Source organism: Flavobacterium tyrosinilyticum (genome assembly GCF_023656565.1).
Classification (GTDB): domain Bacteria; phylum Bacteroidota; class Bacteroidia; order Flavobacteriales; family Flavobacteriaceae; genus Flavobacterium; species Flavobacterium tyrosinilyticum.
Genome location: NZ_JAMOKG010000001.1, coordinates 551,714 through 571,030 on the forward strand (window position 1 = coordinate 551,714; position 19,317 = coordinate 571,030).

General features: G+C 34.9%; 15 protein-coding genes. 11 read left to right on the forward strand and 4 right to left on the reverse strand.

What is annotated here, in order from left to right:
* The first annotated feature begins 37 nt into the window (after positions 1-37).
* The 7 genes from porV (at position 38) to NCC77_RS02485 (ending at position 8,624) form a co-directional block, all read left to right on the forward strand.
* Positions 38-1,243 carry a type IX secretion system outer membrane channel protein PorV gene (gene porV / locus NCC77_RS02455; RefSeq protein ID WP_248729285.1) on the forward strand — a complete coding sequence of 402 codons (1,206 nt, stop codon included), beginning with the start codon at positions 38-40 and terminating at the stop codon, positions 1,241-1,243.
* 79 nt (positions 1,244-1,322) lie between these two features.
* Positions 1,323-1,805: a cytidine deaminase gene (cdd, locus tag NCC77_RS02460; protein WP_095928017.1), complete on the forward strand. Its 483-nt coding sequence runs from the start codon at positions 1,323-1,325 to the stop codon at positions 1,803-1,805.
* 159 nt (positions 1,806-1,964) lie between these two features.
* Positions 1,965-2,963, forward strand: coding sequence for a pyruvate dehydrogenase (acetyl-transferring) E1 component subunit alpha (gene pdhA, locus NCC77_RS02465; protein ID WP_095928018.1), 999 nt, complete (start codon positions 1,965-1,967; stop codon positions 2,961-2,963).
* Positions 2,964-2,967: 4 nt separating this feature from the next.
* Complete coding sequence (locus tag NCC77_RS02470) at positions 2,968-4,605, forward strand: dihydrolipoamide acetyltransferase family protein (RefSeq protein ID WP_250834213.1); 1,638 nt, start codon at positions 2,968-2,970, stop codon at positions 4,603-4,605.
* A 116-nt stretch (positions 4,606-4,721) separates the two neighbouring features.
* A complete protein-coding gene (locus NCC77_RS02475; RefSeq protein ID WP_250834214.1) occupies positions 4,722-6,569 on the forward strand; it encodes a hydrolase/aminopeptidase in 1,848 nt (615 codons plus the stop codon).
* A 547-nt stretch (positions 6,570-7,116) separates the two neighbouring features.
* Positions 7,117-7,647 (forward strand): carboxymuconolactone decarboxylase family protein, encoded by a 531-nt coding sequence (locus NCC77_RS02480; RefSeq protein WP_250834215.1) that lies wholly within the window; start codon positions 7,117-7,119, stop codon positions 7,645-7,647.
* A 98-nt stretch (positions 7,648-7,745) separates the two neighbouring features.
* The gene (locus NCC77_RS02485; protein ID WP_250834216.1) at positions 7,746-8,624 is read left to right on the forward strand and encodes a helix-turn-helix domain-containing protein; all 879 of its coding nucleotides are present in this window, start codon (positions 7,746-7,748) and stop codon (positions 8,622-8,624) included.
* A gap of 41 nt (positions 8,625-8,665) precedes the next feature.
* Here the strand turns inward: NCC77_RS02485 and NCC77_RS02490 are convergent, their stop codons facing one another.
* Positions 8,666-9,907: a glycosyltransferase family 4 protein gene (locus tag NCC77_RS02490; RefSeq protein WP_250834217.1), complete on the reverse strand. Its 1,242-nt coding sequence runs from the start codon at positions 9,905-9,907 to the stop codon at positions 8,666-8,668.
* Positions 9,908-10,020: 113 nt separating this feature from the next.
* On the opposite strand from NCC77_RS02490, the gene NCC77_RS02495 reads away from it, so the two are divergent.
* Both NCC77_RS02495 and NCC77_RS02500 read left to right on the forward strand, forming a co-directional pair.
* Positions 10,021-10,602 (forward strand): MiaE family protein, encoded by a 582-nt coding sequence (locus NCC77_RS02495; protein ID WP_095928023.1) that lies wholly within the window; start codon positions 10,021-10,023, stop codon positions 10,600-10,602.
* 53 nt (positions 10,603-10,655) lie between these two features.
* Entirely contained in the window at positions 10,656-13,418 is a 2,763-nt protein-coding gene (locus tag NCC77_RS02500; protein ID WP_250834218.1) for an AsmA family protein, read from the forward strand.
* Positions 13,419-13,517: 99 nt separating this feature from the next.
* Here NCC77_RS02500 and NCC77_RS02505 read toward each other — a convergent pair whose 3' ends face one another.
* The 3 genes from NCC77_RS02505 to rplU all read right to left on the reverse strand — a co-directional run bounded on the left by NCC77_RS02505 (position 13,518) and on the right by rplU (position 15,657).
* Entirely contained in the window at positions 13,518-14,813 is a 1,296-nt protein-coding gene (locus tag NCC77_RS02505; RefSeq protein ID WP_250834219.1) for a hypothetical protein, read from the reverse strand.
* A gap of 121 nt (positions 14,814-14,934) precedes the next feature.
* Complete coding sequence (gene rpmA, locus NCC77_RS02510) at positions 14,935-15,195, reverse strand: 50S ribosomal protein L27 (RefSeq protein ID WP_012023622.1); 261 nt, start codon at positions 15,193-15,195, stop codon at positions 14,935-14,937.
* Positions 15,196-15,219: 24 nt separating this feature from the next.
* Positions 15,220-15,657: a 50S ribosomal protein L21 gene (rplU, locus tag NCC77_RS02515; RefSeq protein WP_073412831.1), complete on the reverse strand. Its 438-nt coding sequence runs from the start codon at positions 15,655-15,657 to the stop codon at positions 15,220-15,222.
* Positions 15,658-15,931: 274 nt separating this feature from the next.
* Here rplU and NCC77_RS02520 point away from each other — a divergent pair, with 274 nt between their 5' ends.
* Together NCC77_RS02520 and NCC77_RS02525 are read left to right on the forward strand one after the other, a co-directional pair.
* Positions 15,932-17,254 carry a M16 family metallopeptidase gene (locus tag NCC77_RS02520; protein WP_250834220.1) on the forward strand — a complete coding sequence of 441 codons (1,323 nt, stop codon included), beginning with the start codon at positions 15,932-15,934 and terminating at the stop codon, positions 17,252-17,254.
* Positions 17,255-17,266: 12 nt separating this feature from the next.
* Complete coding sequence (locus tag NCC77_RS02525) at positions 17,267-19,315, forward strand: M16 family metallopeptidase (protein ID WP_250834221.1); 2,049 nt, start codon at positions 17,267-17,269, stop codon at positions 19,313-19,315.
* Positions 19,316-19,317: the final 2 nt, after the last annotated feature.

The window sequence follows — 19,317 nt, forward strand, 5'->3', positions numbered from 1 at the left end:
ATATATATTTGCACCACCAAAAACATTAGTCCCATAAATGAAAAAACTATCACTTTTATTAATTTGTATTTTTAGCATTTACAACTCAAAGGCACAGGAATCAAGACCAATTGTTACTGGAGTACCTTTTTTATTAGTCGCTGCTGATGCTAGAGCAGCAGGTTTGGCAGACCAAGGTGTCGCCACTTCTGCAGACGTTTTCTCTCAACAATGGAACCCTGCTAAGTATGCATTTTCTGAAGATGCACAAGGGCTTTCTATTAGTTACACTCCTTATTTAACAGATCTTGCCAATGATATCTCATTGGGCCAGATTACCTACTACAACAAAATCAACGAAAAAAGTGCCTTTGCAGGAAGTTTTCGCTATTTTGGTTTTGGAGGAATTGAATTAAGATACACTGGAGATCCAAATGAGGCAGTAAGAGAAGTAAATCCAAACGAATTTGCCTTAGACGGATCTTATTCATTAAAATTAAGCGAGAAATTCTCGATGGCTGTTGCCGGACGTTTCATCAGTTCAAACTTAAAAGTTGCTTCAGAAGAAGTTGATGCTACATCTGCAAGATCTTTTGCTGTTGATGTGGCAGCTTTTTACCAATCTGAAGAAATTGCTTATCAAGATTTCAATGGTAGATGGAGAGCTGGTGTTAACTTCCAAAACATGGGACCAAAAATCAGCTATGATAATGACGACGTAAGCACAAACTTCTTACCTGCAAATTTAAGATTAGGAGGAGGATTTGACTTTATCTTTGATGATTACAACAAACTTACTTTAAGCGCTGAACTTACTAAACTTTTAGTTCCGACACCTCCAGGAATTGGAACACCAGTAGATGTAAATGGCGATGGTGATTTTGACGACCCAGAAGATATTTCTCAACAAGAAGCGACAGACATTGGTTATAGAAATTATAACGACATTGGCTGGTTCCAAGGAATCTTTAAATCTTTTGGAGATGCACCAGGCGGATTTAAAGAAGAAATAAAAGAAGTAACTTATAGCGTAGCTGCAGAGTATATGTATCAAGATGCTTTTGCAATGCGTTTAGGATATTACCATGAAAGCCCAGAAAAAGGTGCTAAACAATTTTTCTCTTTAGGAGCAGGATTCAAATACAACATTATGAAAATCGATGTGTCTTACTTATTCTCAGCGTCTAAAATAAAAAATCCTTTAGAAAACACACTTCGTTTCTCTTTAACGTTTAACTTTGGAGACAAATACGAAACGTATTAAAGAGAAAGTTTAAAATAAAAATAATTCAATCCAAATTCCGGCATTTTAGGAATTTGGATTTTTTTTCCCTTAAAAACAGATGAAAGAAATCAATATAACAACATCATTTACAATATTTGATACTCTAAATGAACTTCCAACGGAAATTCAGGATTTAATGCATCAAGCTATCGAGGTTAGAAAAAAAGCTTATGCACCCTATTCAAAATTTAAAGTTGGAGCCGCTTTGCTTTTAGACAACGGAAAAGTTATTTTAGGTTCCAATCAAGAAAATGCTGCTTATCCGTCTGGACTTTGTGCAGAAAGAACTGCGATTTTTTATGCCGGAAGCACTTATCCAGAAGCAAAAATCTTAAAAATGGCGATTACAGCAGCTTCAGACATCAATCAGACCACTGCTCCTATTCCGCCTTGCGGATCGTGTCGCCAATCAATAGCAGAATACGAAATAAAACAAGACACCCCTATTGAAATCTATTTTATGGGTGAAATTGGTGAAATTTACAAATCCTCATCCCTAAAAAATTTACTCCCATTGATGTTCGACAAAAAGTTCTTGTAAAAAAAAGCCAAAAAGTATCGTTTTAATTTTAGTTCTTAAATGTAATGTCTTATTTTTGCATCCCGACCTTTCGGGCGCAAATTTGTGGGAGGAAACTATTTTGCGTTACAGGCACAATAATCGATAACACAAACAACTTTAGCAAAAGAAAGAATTCAGATGAAAGAAGTTACAAAAGAGGTATATTTAAAGTGGTATGAGGACATGCTACTTTGGAGAAAGTTTGAAGACAAACTTGCAGCATTATACATTCAACAAAAAGTTAGAGGTTTTCTACACCTATATAATGGTCAAGAAGCTGTATTAGCTGGCGCACTGCACGCTATGGATTTGACCAAAGATAAAATGATTACTGCTTACAGAAACCACGTTCAGCCAATTGGTATGGGAGTTGATCCTAGAAACGTAATGGCAGAACTTTTAGGAAAAGCTACAGGAACTTCTAAAGGTATGGGAGGTTCTATGCACATTTTCTCTAAAGAACACGGCTTTTATGGAGGACACGGAATCGTAGGTGCTCAAATTCCTGTAGGAGCTGGTATTGCTTTTGCAGATAAATATTTTAATACTGGCGGTGTTACCATGACTTACTTTGGTGATGGTGCTGCTAGACAAGGTTCTCTTCACGAAGCTTTTAACATGGCTATGTTATGGAAACTTCCAGTTGTATTTATCGTTGAAAACAACGGTTACGCAATGGGAACTTCTGTAGAAAGAACTGCAAACCACACTGACATCTGGAAATTAGGTTTAGGTTATGAAATGCCTTGCGGGCCTGTTGACGGAATGAATCCTGTAAAAGTTGCCGAAGCAATGCACGAAGCTATCGAAAGAGCGCGTCGAGGAGACGGACCAACTTTCCTTGAAATGAAAACGTACCGTTACAGAGGACACTCTATGTCTGATGCACAATTATACCGTTCGAAAGAAGAGGTTGAAGAGTACAAAAAAATCGACCCAATTACTCAAGTTCTTGATGTAATCTTGGATCAAAAATATGCTACACAAGAAGAAATTGAAGTAATTGACCAAAGAGTTAAAGACTTAGTTGAAGAGTGTGCGAAATTCGCTGAAGAATCTCCATACCCAGACTTACAACAATTATACGATGTAGTATACGCACAAGAAGACTATCCATTTACACCTCATAAATTATAATATCATGGCGATTAAAGTAACAATGCCTCGTTTGAGCGATACTATGACTGAAGGAACGGTAGCAACTTGGCTTAAAAAAGTAGGCGACAAAGTAAGCGAAGGTGATATCTTAGCTGAAATTGAAACAGACAAAGCAACAATGGAGTTCGAATCTTTTAACGAAGGAACTCTTTTACATATCGGAATTCAGGCTGGAGAAACTGCTCCTGTTGATTCATTATTAGCTATCATTGGTAAAGAAGGAGAAGATATTTCTGCTCTTTTAGCTGGTGGTGATGCTCCTGCTGCTGAAGCTCCAAAAGCGGATGCTCCTGCTGCTGAAGCAAAAACGGAAACTGCTGCTCCTGCAAAAGCCGCAGCTGAATTACCAAAAGGTGTTATAGTTGTAACTATGCCTCGTTTGAGCGATACAATGACCGAAGGTACTGTTGCAACTTGGTTGAAAAAAGTTGGCGATACTGTAGCTGAAGGCGATATTTTAGCAGAAATTGAAACAGACAAAGCGACTATGGAGTTTGAGTCTTTCAATGCTGGTACATTATTATACATCGGAATTCAAGAAGGAAACACTGCTCCTGTTGACAGCTTATTAGCTATCATTGGACCTGCAGGAACTGATATTTCTGGAGTTGCTGATAACTTTACTGCTGGAGGCACTGCAACTGCAAGTGCTCCTGTTGCAGAAGAAAAAGCTGCTCCTGCTGCTGAAAAAGCACCTGAAGCTGCTGCTGAAACTTCAAACGGAGGAAGAATTTTAGCTTCACCATTAGCTAAGAAAATTGCTTCTGACAAAGGAATCCAACTATCTCAAGTTAAAGGTTCTGGAGAAAACGGACGTATCGTAAAAAGCGATATCGAGAACTTTACTCCATCTGCTCAAGCACAAACTGCTTCTGCACCTGCTGCTAAACAAGAAGCATCTGCTCCTGCTGCACCAAAAGTTTTTGTTCCTGCTGGAGAAGTTTACACAGAAGAGATCAAAAATTCTCAAATGCGTAAAATCATTGCAAAACGTTTGGCAGAATCTTTATTTACTGCGCCTCACTACAACTTAGTGATCGAAGTAAGCATGGACGAAGCAATGCAAGCAAGAGCTGCTATCAATAGCGTTCCAGATACAAAAGTATCTTTCAACGATATGGTAATCAAAGCTTGTGCTTTAGCATTGAAAAAACATCCAAAAATCAACTCTCAGTGGAAAGAAGATGCTATCATCATCAACCACCACGTAAACATTGGTGTTGCTGTAGCTGTTGAGGACGGATTAGTAGTTCCTGTATTGAAATTTACAGACGCTATGAGTTTATCTCAAATCGGTGGTTCAGTAAGAGATCTTGCCGGAAGAGCTAAAAACAAAAAATTAGGACCACAAGAAATGGAAGGAAGTACTTTTACAGTATCTAACCTTGGAATGTTTGGTATTACTGAATTCAATTCAATTATCAACCAACCAAACTCTGCTATCCTTTCTGTAGGTGCAATTGTTGAGAAACCAGTAGTTAAAAACGGTCAAATCGTAGTTGGAAACACAATGATGTTATCATTAGCATGTGACCACAGAACAATTGACGGAGCAACTGGAGCTCAGTTCTTACAAACATTAAAACAATACATCGAAAGCCCAGTTACAATGTTGGCATAATTTCAAATTGCCAGCCTGAGCGAAGTCGAAGGTATCCATAATAAAATCCCGTCCCGAAGTTTTTCAGGACGGGATTTTTTGTTTAATTTTCATCCTCAAATTCAAAACCTCACAAAATGAAGAAACTAATTCTTGTTACTTTATTTCTGACAGCAATTGCCTGCCAGAAAAAAGACCAGACAGAAAAAACAGGTGCCGTTACAGACGAACACAGTTATTCCAAACCAGAACTTGCTGTTGTAAAACATCTTGATCTGGATATCAAAGTTGATTTTGACACGCAAACTATTTCAGGAAAAGCATCTTGGACAATTGATAACATCAGCAAAGGGAACGAAATTATTTTCGACGAAAACACTTTAGACATCACAAAAGTAACTTTAGGCGATGACGAAAAAGAAACCAAATTCGAACTTGGGGCAGCCACTGAATTTCACGGAAAACCGCTTCATATTACAATCGACCCCAATACAACCAAAGTAAATATTTACTACAACACCACTAAAGATGCTGTGGCATTGCAATGGTTAAAACCAGAACAAACTGCAGACAAAAAGAAACCTTTTGTTTTCTCTCAAGGCGAAAGCGTTTGGTCACGCACATGGATTCCGTGTCAAGATTCTCCAGGAATTCGTTTTACTTATAATGCAAAAGTTACCGTTCCTAAAGATTTATTAGCCGTTATGAGCGCTGTAAATCCGCAGAAGAAAAATGATACTGGAATCTATACTTTCAAACAAGACAAAGCAATTCCTTCTTATTTAATGGCAATTGCTGTTGGAGATATCGAATTTCAAGCCATCGACAACAGAACTGGAGTTTACGCAGAACCATCTGTTCTAAAAAGCGCAGCTTATGAATTTGCTGAATTAGGAAAAATGGTAAATGCTGCCGAAAAACTATACGGACCATACCGCTGGGGACGTTACGATGTTCTGGTGTTACCTCCAAGCTTCCCTTATGGCGGAATGGAAAATCCAAACTTGACTTTCTTAACTCCGGGAGTAATTGCTGGAGATCGTTCTCTTACGAGTTTACTAGCACACGAATTAGGACACAGCTGGAGCGGAAACCTAGTTACAAACGCAACTTGGGATGATATTTGGCTAAACGAAGGTTTTACTACTTATGTTGAGCACAGAATTGGAGAAGCAATCTTCGGGAAGAAAGAATTTGACATGCAAAATGTTATCACCAATAAAGAATTGGTTGATAATGTTGCCGAATATGGAGATACAAATCCAGACACAAGATTAAAAGTTAGCTTGACAGGAAGAAACCCTGACGAAGGTATCAGCATGATTCCTTACGTAAAAGGATATGCTTTTTTAAGAGTTATTGAAAATGCTGTCGGGCGTGAAAAATTCGATCCGTTTATTAAAAATTATTTTGATTCTCACGCTTTTCAATCTATTACAACAGAAGATTTCGTTAAATACATCAACGAAAACCTTATTAAAGGCGATAAAGTTTTAGCAGATAAAATCCAATTAGATAACTGGATTTACAAACCAGGAATTCCATCAAACATTCTTCCTGTAAGTTCTGCAGATTTTGATGCCATTGATGCTATTCAAAAAAGCTGGAGAGAAACTGGCGTTGCAGGTTTAAGCAAAAAAATTACAACAACTGCAGAAAAACAGCATTTTATTGATCATCTTCCTGCTGATATTACTGCAAAAGAAATGGAAGCAATTGATAAAGAATTCAACTTTACTAAAGGCGGTAATTTCATCATTAAACGCCAATGGTTTGTTCAGGCAATTCGTCATCAATATAAAGCAGCAAATCCTGCAATTGAACAATTTTTAATTGGAAGCAGCAGAACTGGTTCTATCATGATGCTTTATAAAGAAATGGTTAAAACTCCAGAAGGAAAAATTTGGGCAAAACAGGTTTTCGAGAAAGCGAAGTCTGGTTATCATGCTACAACTATTCAGGATGCTGAAGGTGTTTTGAAATAAAGATTTCAAGAATATTATTTTAAAAATAGGTTGTCTTTTCAAGCACAACCTATTTTTTTTTACGCACTATTTGTCATTTCGACTGAAAGGAGAAATCACACTCGTAACCACAAAGATTGGAGGTTTTCTTTGCGGAGTTTCTAGTGTGATTTCTCCTTTCAGTCGAAATGACAAACTGGATGGAAAAACACAGAACATTCCTAATCTTTGTCGAGCTTCTTACGAAGATTTCTCCTTCGTCGAAATGACAAGATTGTGTTAATTATTCCCAGAATCTCTAGTGCAATTTCTCGTTCCGAAATGACAAACTAAACTAAAACATTCTTATGAAAACGAGTACCCTAGCCCCGATAGAAGTGAAAATCCTTTTGTGCCGGGGTTCGGCACAAAAGATTGCAACGGATAGCGGGATTAGCTCCTGAAAAAACGATCAGGGAAAATTATCCATCACATAGCGTACATTCTCCATGTTTTAAAATCTGTAATCGTCGCACCTTTGTAATGTCAAAAGACGACAACAAATAACAACAATTAAAAATTAAATAAAATGACACGATTAACAGCTTTAAACCCAGAAGAAGTAACAGGAAAAACTAAAGATTTATTCAACGCAGTTCAGGCAAAATTAGGCGTTGTTCCAAACATGATGAGAACAATGGGAAATTCTCCAGCCGTTTTGGAAGGATATTTGAATTTGAGCGGCGCATTAAGTCACGGAAAATTAAGCGCAAAAACAGGTGAATTAATTGCATTGGCGGTTTCAGAAAGCAACTCTTGCGATTATTGTTTAGCAGCCCACACCTTTATTGGAGAAAAACTAGTAAAAGCAGATCCTGCAATTTTAAAAGCGGCAAGAACAGGAAATTCTGATGATGCTAAAACAGAGGCTATTTTACAATTGGCTAAAACCTTAATTAGCAAAGGTGGTTTAGTAAATGACGAAGATGTCAACAAAGCTAAAAACGCAGGAGTTTCTGATGCTGAAATTGCAGAAACTATCGCTCATGTAGCTTTGAATGTATTGACAAACTACTTTAACAATGTAGCAAATACGGAAATTGATTTTCCAGCAGTTTAATCAAGATTTACGCAATCACTATAACAAAAAACAATTTGCAAAGATAGCCACGGATTTATTTCATGGCTATCTTTATACTTTCAAAAACAAAACAGGTTATGAGCTCTCAAAATGTTTTTACCTTAATAAATCCGCAAAATGGAAATTTGGCTTTTAAAATTCTTCCGTTTAGCGACAACAGCCATTTTGATCATTTGCAACGAAATAACTATTACTCTTTAATTTGGGTAACCAAAGGAAAAGGCAAAGTAAAAGCCGATTTTGCAGAACACCATTTTGAAGAAAACTCACTTCTTGCTTTTTCGCCTTATCAGCCTTTTATGCTTTGCGTGAGCGAACCAATTGAAGGAATCGCAATCCATTTTCATTCTGATTTTTATTGCATTCACATGCATCAAAAAGAGGTTTCCTGCAATGGCGTTTTATTCAATAATATTTATCAACCTCCGTATGTTCAGGTTACAGAACAGGCTTCGCAAACTTTTAATATGGTAATTGATCAGATGAAAGCTGAAATTCAGAACGCAGAATTAGCGCAGTATGAATTATTGATTTCTTATTTGAAAATATTTTTAATTACCGCTTCAAGATTAAAAACAGAGCAATTGGAAGAAATGAAATCGGTTCCAGATTCTAAAGAACCTATCATTCTCCAAAACTTAAAAGATGCCATTGAACTGAATTTTAAAACAAAACATTCTGCTGGAAACTATGCTGAATTATTGAATATTTCCTCAAAAGCCTTGGCAAAATTATCTAAGAATTATTTCAATAAAACCTTAACAGATTTAATTTCGGAAAGAATCATCATTGAAGCCAAAAGGGAATTATACATGACCAACAAAACGGTCAAAGAAATTGCATACGAATTAGGTTATGATGATGAACATTATTTCAGTCGTTTCTTTAAAACCAACGCAGATGTTTCGCCACAAATCTATCGCGAAACGATAGGTTTTGGCAAAATGGATACTTAGTTTAGAGTCGCAGTTTGCTGATTACTGTAAACTGTTACTGATTACTTATTTTTCGCTTCTATCCATTTAGACATGTATCTCGTACTTGTATAAGCGTGATGCTGGAGCAGATTTCCCATGAAATTATGAAGACGATGGCTTTTTGAATCTATTAAAAGTGAATTTATCAATGAAATCAATTGACTTGAATAAGCGCTTTTCTGATAGCATTTATTAATGATTTCGATTCCGTTTTTTTGTGATTGTTTCCAAAAATTCTCATCCTTATAAAGCTCAATCGCTTTTTTTGCAAACTCAACCGAATCATCTTCAATGAAACCATTCCAAGGCAAATTTTCATACATTGCTTCAGAACCAATTGAAGTTGTCGCACTTGGCGTTCCACATTGCATTGCTTCTAAAAGTTTACCTTTTAAACCCGCACCAAAACGAATTGGCGCTAGAACAACTTTAGCTTTTTTTACAATTTCATTGGCATCTTCTGCCCTTCTCATTATATAAAAACCATTTTTAGGCTGATGCAATTGCAGTACTTTTTGTGAAGGATATGCTCCATAGACTTCCAAAATGGCTTCTGGAAAATCTCTTTTTATAGAAGGCCAGATTGCTTCTTTCAAATATTGAACGGTATTCCAATTTGGTTCATGAAGAAAATTTCCAATGAAAATGAAATTTTTCCGTTCATCAAAAGAAGGCAATTTCAAAAGCTCTTCCTCTTTCATTTTATCCACTAAAAACGGAAGATAAAAAAGTAAGTCTTCATTAATTTTGAAAACATCTTTTAGAATATTCATTTCGAATTCAGAAATAATTAAAGACAGATCACATCTTAAAATACTGGCAATTTCTCGTTTTGCCACTTCTTCAGACAATAAATCTTGGATTTCAAAAATCCGATTTTCCTTGAAAGCTTTTTGCCTCGCCGTTCTTAAACAATGTACATCTTCTGTGTCTAAAATTCTAATTGCTTTTGGGCACTTTTCAATTACGCGCCACCCAAATTGTTCTTCAATCATAAAGCGATCAAACAAGACAACATCTGGATTTAATTCCAAGATAAAATCATCAAAAGTAGAAGAATTGAGTTCGATGCTCTTTTTTATTACTCCAAACTCAGACAAATCAACCATAAAACTACTATCCTGAGCCGCACTTGCAAAAGTAATTTCGAATCCATTTTCTTTGAAAATAGAAATCAATTGCATCATTCTTCCACCTGCTGCAGAAGACTTTGGCTCGGGCCAGACAAACCCTATAATTAAAAGTTTTTTGATTTGATTCATAATCTTTGTTTCATATTACAAAATAATACTATTTTCCGCGGATTTGCACCCAATTTCCTGAAATTCGGTGGTAAAAAAACACTAATTTTGCAAAATCTAAATGGTGGGAAATTATGTTGGGATTAAAATTAGCTACAGACCCTCGCTGGGTAAATATCGTTGAGTCAAATATCGAAGAAATTTTAACGGATCACGCCTGGTGCGAGCAAAAAGCGGCTTCAAATGCGATTAGTATCGTGACTTACAACTCTGAACTCGAAGAATTGGTAACCGAAATGCTTGAAATTGCTAGAGAAGAACTGGAACATTTTCAGATGGTTCATAACATCATAAAGCAACGCGGACTTGCTTTAGGCCGCGAAAGAAAAGATCATTACGTAAATGTACTTTTTAAATTCATGAAAAAAGATGGTAGCCGTAGAGATGCACTTTGCGACCGGTTATTGTTTTCTGCCATGATCGAAGCTAGAAGTTGTGAGCGTTTTAAAGTACTTTCTGAAAACATTAAAGATGAAGAATTAGCAAAATTCTACCGCGATTTAATGATCTCTGAAGCTGGCCATTACACTACATTTTTAGGATTTGCCAGAAAATATCAAGATAATATTGATATTGATAAACGCTGGAAAGAATGGATTGAATATGAAGGTTCGATTATTACTAATTATGGTAAAAACGAAACCGTTCACGGATAAATTACGCTCTTTTTTTATTACTCTATTTTCATATTTAAATACCACTATTCGCTATGCAGAAAAGTAAATCCAAATCAATCGTTTTTAAAATTGCGAAGTATTTCGGAATAACTTTCGCGGTTATTATAGGATTATTATTTTTAACGCCTATCGTCTTTGAGGATCAAATAAAAGAGCAAATAAAGAAAACAGCCAATGAAAGATTAAGCGCAGAACTGAATTATTCTGACGTTTCTGTCTCATTCTTCCGCCATTTTCCTTCTCTTACTTTAACTTTAGATAATTTAAGCTTAAATGGTTCAGCTCCATATACAAACGAAAAATTTATCACCGCAAAAGAGGTTTCTTTCGGAATCAATGTAGCGAGTCTTATTTTCAGCAAATCGGTAAAAATTGACCAGATTTATTTATCCGATTCTTTTATAAATGTAAAAGTGAATCCAAATGGAGAAGCCAACTACAACATTTATAAATCTCAGGAACAGGCTTCGCAACCAAAAGACAGCTCCGACACTGCCTTAAAACTAGAGCGAATTGAGATTTTAAACAGTAAAATTATTTACGACGATAAATCGACAAAAGTCCATTTTGACGCTTACGGATTTAATTATTTAGGAAAAGGAGATTTGAATAAAGCCGTATTTGATTTGTATTCGAAAGCTAAAATCGAGAAATTGAATATCGTTTATGAAGACGAACCTTATTTAATGAACAAAAAAATTGATGCTGATTTGATCACAAAAGTCAACATCAACTCGCTTTCTTTCTTTTTCCAACAAAACAACCTTAAAATCAATCAGCTTCTGGTGGACTTTAAAGGAAAATTTGACATTTTGAAAGATGGTTACAACATGGATTTTGTGATTAAATCTGACAACAGCAATCTATATGATGTTTTTACCGCTTTTCCTCCAAAATACATTACTTGGCTTTCTAAAACCGAATTGAAAGGAAATACGAATCTTTTACTTACCTTAAAAGGAAAGTATATCGCTTCAGAAAATATTGCTCCAGATTTGAACTTAGATGTAAAAATAAACGACGGTTTTGTCAATTATAACAAAAGCGCATTTCCTGTTTCAAACTTAAATTTAGACATTAAAACAAAAGTTCCGTCTTTAAATCCGGATCTGGTTATTGTCGATGCAAAAAACCTTTCCTTGAACATTAATCAGGATTATTTAAAATCTACATTTTGGGTTAAAGGAGTAAACACACCCGAAATTAATGCCGATTTTAAAGCTAAAATTGATCTTGAAAAACTAACCAAAGCACTCGGAATTCCTGATATTGAGCTAAAAGGAGCTTTGGCTGGAGATGTAAAAGCAAACGGAGTATTCGATCAAAAAAACAAGCGCTTTCCTGTTACAAACGGAATTGTTAATTTGGAAAATGGTTATTTAAAAACACCGTATTACCCGAATCCGATTACAAACATTATTATTAAATCGAAAATCGAAAACCAAAAAGGAACTTTTGAGGATTTAAAAATAAACTTAACCCCAACTCAATTTACTTTTGAAGGAAAACCTGTTTTTGTGCAAGCTTATTTAAGCAATTTTGACGATTTAAATTATGACATAAAAGCAAAAGGAGAATTGGATGTGAGCAGAATTTATAAAGTTTTCTCGCAAAAAGGCCTTGATCTTGACGGTTTCGTAAAAGCAGATTTGTCTTTGAAAGGAAAACAAAGCGATGCCGAAAAAGGAAATTACAGCAAACTAAACAATAAAGGTACTCTTGAATTAAGAAACATTGGAATTGCTTCTGAATATCTTCCAAAGAAATTCATTATCAAAGAAGGAATTTTCAAAATCAATCAGGATAAAATGTCGTTCAATAATTTCTTGGCCGCTTACGGACAATCTGATTTTAAAATGAATGGTTATTTACAGAATGTTTTTAATTACACCATGACCAATACAGGCGTTTTAAGAGGTTCTTTTAAAGTTACTTCTCGATATATCAATATTGACGAATTTATGTCGAGTGTAAATCCTAATACACCTGTAACACAAAGTCCAGCTCCAAAAACAGAAGCCAAACAATCAGACAACACCCAAACTGGCGTTATTATCATTCCAAACAATTTGAATTTACAGTTATTCGCAAATGCGCAAAAAGTTAATTTCGACAAACTGAATCTGCAAAATGCAACTGGAAATTTAACCATGAAAAATGGTAAATTAACTATGCAAAATACTGGTTTCAACTTAATTGGATGCAACGTTTCTATGAACGCCAATTATCAAGCTGTTACTCCGCAAAAAGCAAATTTTGATTACGCTATAAAAGCTACTGATTTTGATATTAAAAGAGCGTACAATGAAATTGAAGTTTTCAGAAAAATGGCCAGCGCCGCAGAGAAAGCTCAAGGAATTGTTTCTTTAGATTATCAATTAAAAGGTCGCTTAAACGGAAATATGGATCCTGTCTATCCTTCTCTTGTAGGCGGTGGGACGCTTTCTGTAAAAGATGTAAAAGTGAGAGGTTTGAAAATGTTTAATGCTGTAAGCAAACAAACAAATTCAGAGTCTATGAAAAATCCAGATCTTTCGAAAGTAGACATTAAAACAACCATTAAAAACAACATTATAACTGTAGAACGCTTTAAATTTAAGTTTGCAGGCTTTAGACCAAGAATCGAAGGGACATCAAGCTTAGACGGAAGACTGAACCTAAAAATGCGTTTAGGGCTGCCTCCTTTCGGTATTTTTGGAATTCCTTTAACCGTAACAGGAACACAGGATAATCCAAAAGTAAAAGTGGGAAGAAAAACAGAAGACCTGGAAGAAACTAAGGATACAGAGAATTAAAATTTCAAACTAAAAAATTCCAAATTCCAAACTGGATCTCAACATATCAACCTTTGTAAAAGTTTAAAACTTTGACAAAGGTTTTTCTTTTCCAGATAATTAGACTGCAAATATTTGTTTTGAAAGAAACAAAATTCCCTTGCCTAAAAGCCAAAACAAAACTGCAAGTCCCAATAATTTCCAAGCCCAACCTCTTCCTCTTTTCCAATTTGAGAAAAAAGAAAAGACTTCCATATACTTTATTATTACAAACAAGGTTGATCCTATAATTGCAAACCAGATCACTTCATATAAGGCAAAATAAAAACCGTATAGAAAAACCGCTCCCAGAAAAAGGAACGTTACCAATTGTATAAAATAATAATTTCTAAAACTGTATTTATGATTCATTTTTAGTGACAGTATTAAAAATGAGAAAATCTCCAAACTTATGAATGCTGCAATAACATTATAAAAAACAGCATTCCATTGCAGCACAAGAACAATAGTCAAAACAACCGCTACAACTGTACATGCGCCTAGAGAATTGATACTTCTTTCTCTATATCCTTCATTCTTAAAAGGAAATAAAATTGGATACATAAATTTTTCCAATGTACGCCAAAACGGTAAAGCATAAATTGCAGCAATTGCTGAAACCACAATTTCGTAGTTATAAAAAATATCTGCAGGAACTTTATACAATACATACCAAAGAGCCAATGTAACCAAAACAGCTGGCAGACATATTGTTTTTATAGTCTCCCACGGGTCTTTTCCCCAGAAATTACTTCCGATCTCAAAAACGTATTTTTTAACCCAATATTCTCTAGTAAACAAAGCCGTTGACTGACTCCATAATAAAAATAGTCCCAAATGAATAATTACTGTTCGCACTACAAAATCCTCAACAGAAACGGCATAAAAGATACAAGCGAGTCCTACTATCAAAAGTTCGAGAGTCAACAATAAAGGAGAAAATAAACATCTTAAAACAGGCTCTAAACGTCTAAGAAGAAACCCAATCCATAAGCTCCAATATTTTTTAAAGAGCGCAATAACTGCACAAATAGCTATAAAGGCCGACAAATAAAACATCCAGTTCGTAAACAATTGAGTCTGCATCCAAATTTGAACTCTGGAGTTTTTTTGAGGTTCGTAGATTACTTTGGAATTTTCAAAAATCTGCTGTGCTAATTCATCTCTCATTTTAGAATCAAACTCTGGAAACAATTTTTTGTTTTCCTCCCAAAATTGATCTGTTTTAAAGCCATTTCTTTTTAGAACTTCAAATTCATATAAAGTTTTTTTCTGTTTTTCATTTAAAGAACTTAAATGACTTGCGATATTTTCCGAAGGAGTATTTGCATAAGTGCCCAGACAGCACAACAAAAACAATATTAAAATCTTTTTCAAACTTTTTTATTTAAAGAGGCTAAACAAATGTAAGTTTTAAAGTCTTTCCAAAAAAGTCATAGAAATAAAAAAAACCCGATCATTTCTGAACGGGTTTTTTATAAAAAGTAATCTTAAATTATTAAGCCTCGAAAGGAATAATAGATACATAAGATTTGTTATCTCTTTTCTTTTGGAACTTAACAACTCCAGCAACTCTTGCGTGAAGAGTGTGATCTTTACTAATGTAAACGTTTTCACCTGGATTGTGTTTCGAACCTCTTTGTCTAACGATGATGTTCCCAGCAATAGCAGCTTGTCCACCATAAATCTTAACGCCTAAACGTTTTGATTCTGATTCTCTACCATTCTTCGAACTACCGACACCTTTCTTGTGAGCCATGACGTATGAGTTTAAATATTGTTATTATTCTTTAGTAGCTTCTTTTTTAGCTTTTGGAGCTGCTTTTTTTGCTTTTGGAGCTTCTACTTCTTCAGTAGCTGCTTCTTCTGCTACAACCGCTTTTTTAGCTGCTGCTTTTTTAGTTCCTCCTGCTGCAGTAATACCTTCAATTACAATTTGTGTAAGATATTGTCTGTGACCATTTCTTTTTTTGTATCCTTTTCTTCTTTTCTTTTTGAAAACGATAACTTTATCACCTTTTAAGTGTTGTAACACTTTAGCTTCTACTGAAGCACCTTCTATAGCTGGGGCGCCTAAAGTTACATTTCCGTTATCATCTAATAAAAGAACTTTGTCAAAAGAAACTTTTGAACCTTCTTCATTAGCTAAACGGTGAACATAAACCTTTAAGTCTTTGCTTACTTTAAATTGTTGCCCTGCTATCTCTACGATTGCATACATATCAAATTGATTTATTGAATTTTAAGGTTGCAAATATACAACTAATAATTTACTATGCAACCTATAGAAGCAAAAATATTTTTACCCGAAAAAACCTTGTTTTTCAGGTAGTTCTGCACATAAAACCTAATTAATTTAAAGTAAAAGATTGTTAAAATTGTATTTATTTAAAACCAAATCTACAATTCGTAATTAAAAAAAACTATTTTTGGTGTAACCAAAATCAACTCTTGTCTACCTACTATATGTTGATATTTTAAAATTATTAATCTTTATGAAAAAATCAGTAATGATGTTAAGTGCTGCATTAATGCTTGGCGGAGTGGCTCATGCCCAAAAAGTAGCTTTCGAAGAATACGACTTAGACAATGGCCTGCATGTCATTTTACACAATGACCCTTCTGCTCCTGTCGTTATCACTTCGGTAATGTATCATGTGGGATCAAAAGACGAACGTCCGGACAGAACTGGATTTGCCCACTTTTTTGAACATCTATTATTTGAAGGAACCCAAAATATAAAACGTGGGGAATGGATGAAAATTGTTACTGCAAATGGAGGTGTAAACAACGCCAACACATCTGATGACAGAACGTATTATTATGAAGTTTTCCCTTCTAACAGTTTAGAACTTGGCTTATGGATGGAATCGGAAAGATTAATGCATCCTATCATTAATAAGATTGGAGTTGACACGCAGAATGAAGTCGTAAAGGAAGAAAAAAGAATGCGTTATGACAATCAGCCGTACGGAAATATTCTTCCTGAGGTTAAAAAGAACATGTTCAAAAATCATCCTTATAGATGGACTACAATTGGTTCTATGAAAGATTTGGATGCAGCAACTCTTGAAGAATTCCAGGCTTTCAATAAAAAATTCTATACTCCAAACAATGCCGTTTTGGTCGTTGCAGGAGATTTTGAAAAAACAAAAACAAAAGAATGGATTCAGAAATATTTTGGACCAATTCCAAAAGGTGAAGAAGTTAAAAAACAAACTTACACAGAAGAACCTATAAACCAAACTATTAAAGCAACTTACGAAGATCCGAATATTCAGATTCCAATGATTGTAGCTTCATACAGAACGCCTTCAATGAAAACCAGAGATGCTAGGGTTTTAGATTTGATTTCTTCTTATTTAAGTGATGGAAAAAGCTCTAAACTTTATAAAAAAATAGTTGACGACAAAAAAATGGCGTTACAAATTGGCGCAGTAGGATTTAGCCAAGAAGATTACGGAATGTACATTCTTTATGGCCTACCAATGGTACCATACACCATTAATGATATTTTAAAGGAAATGGATGAGGAAATTGTAAAAATCCAAACCGATCTTATTTCCGAAAAAGATTATGAAAAATTACAGAATAAATTCGATAACAATTACGTAAATGCCAATGCAAGCGTAGAAGGAATTGCAGAAAATCTGGCCTCTTATTATCTTCTGTATGGAGATGTCAATTTAATTAATACTGAAATCGACATTTACCATTCTATTACGAGAGAAGAAATTAGAGAAGTTGCCAAAAAATACCTGAATCCGAATCAGCGTTTGATTTTAGATTATATTCCTACTGCCAAATCTCAAAACTAAGAATATCGAATCATGAAAAAAATATATCCTTTTTTAATCCTTATTTTCCTAACTGGAATTATGCAAGCACAAGATCGTCCACAACCCAAACCAGGAAATGCCCCAGTAGTCAACATCAAAAAACCGCAGACCTTTGTTTTAGCAAACGGAATGAAAGTTTTAGTTGTTGAAAACCACAAATTACCTAGAGTGAGCTATACACTTACTTTAGATAATGCTCCATTTACCGAAGGCAACAAAAAAGGGGTTGACGAATTGACCAGCAGCTTAATTGGAAACGGAACTAAAAAAACAACCAAAGAAGCTTTTAACGAAGAAATTGATTTTTACGGCGCTAATATCAACTTTACTTCTCAAGGCGCCTATGCAAGTTCATTGTCAAAGTATTCTGGCCGCGTCTTAGAGCTATTAGCAGAAGGTGCTTTACAACCAAACTTCACTCAAACTGAATTTGATAAAGAAAAAGCAAAACTTTTGGAAGGCCTTAAAGCCGATGAAAAAAGCGTTCCTGCCATTTCAAACCGAGTGGTTGATGTTTTGGCTTTTGGAAAAAATCATCCGGTAGGAGAATATCTTTCTGAAGAGACTGTAAAAAATGTAACTCTTGCAGATGTTCAAAATAATTACAATACTTATTTCGTTCCAGAAAATGCTTATTTAGTTATTATTGGAGACGTCAAATTTAAAGAAGCAAAAACTGCTGTTGAGAAATTATTCAGCGGATGGAAAAAACAGACTGCACCAAAAAACACCTACCCAACTCCAGTAAATGTTTCGAGCTTACAAATCGATTTTGTTGATGTTCCAAATGCGGTTCAATCTGAAATTTCATTAGTAAATACGGTAAATTTAAGAATGAACGATCCTGATTTTTTTCCTGCCGTTATTGCGAATCAAATTCTTGGAGGCGATTTTAATAGTTACTTAAACATGAATTTACGCGAACAGCATGCTTGGACTTATGGAGCAAGCTCTAGCATTGGGAGCGGAAAGTATGTTACTAAATTTAAGGCTTCATCTGCTGTTAGAAACACAGTAACAGATAGCGCTGTTGTTCAATTCGTTAAAGAAATCAAGAGAATCAGAACAGAAAGAGTTGATCCAGAAGTTTTAAGAAATGTAAAAGCAGGTTATATTGGAAGATTTGTAATGCAAGTTGAAAAACCGCAAGCTGTCGCACGTTACGCTTTGAACATTGAAACCGAAAAACTTCCTGCAGATTTCTACGAAAAATACATTCAGACCATTAACAATGTTACTGCCGATGATATTTATCGTGTGGCCAACAAGTATTTCTTGTTAGACAATATGCGTATCGTAATTGTTGGTAAAGGATCTGATGTAATCTCTGGTTTAGAAAAATTACAAATTCCGATTCATTATTTCGACAAATACGGAAATCCAGTTGAAAAACCTGCTACAAAAAAAGAGGCGCCTAAAGATATTAGCGCAAAAAAGGTTTTTGAAAACTATATTAACGCAATTGGTGGAGAAAAAGCAGTTACAGCAGTAAAAACATTATACATGAATGGCACAACAACTGTTCCGCAAGCTCCTAATCCATTAACTTTTATTTCTAAGTTAGATTCAAAAGGAAAAATGATGGTTTCGCTTTCTATGGGAACTATGAATTTAATGAAACAGGTGGTTAACGAAAAAGGTGCTTACGTTGAACAGCAAGGACAAAGAAAAAACCTTGAAGGTGAAGATTTAGCCGAAATGAAAGCTAATGCCGCTCCTTTTGAAGAATTACAACTTGTAAAAAGAACGGATCTTAAAGTAGAAGGAATTGAACCAATTAACGGGAATGATGCTTACGTAATTAAAGATGGCAAAACAAAGTATTATTACGACGTTAAATCTGGATTAAAAACAGCCGAATCTAAAGTTCGCGAACAAGACGGCAAATCAGTTGAACAAATCACTAATTTCAATGATTATAAAGAAGTAAAAGGCGTTAAAGTTCCTTTTAACTTAGTTCAGAATGTTGGTTTTGAATTGGATATTAAAATGTCTGACATTAAGATCAACGAAGGGGTTTCTGAGAAAGATTTTTTATAGAA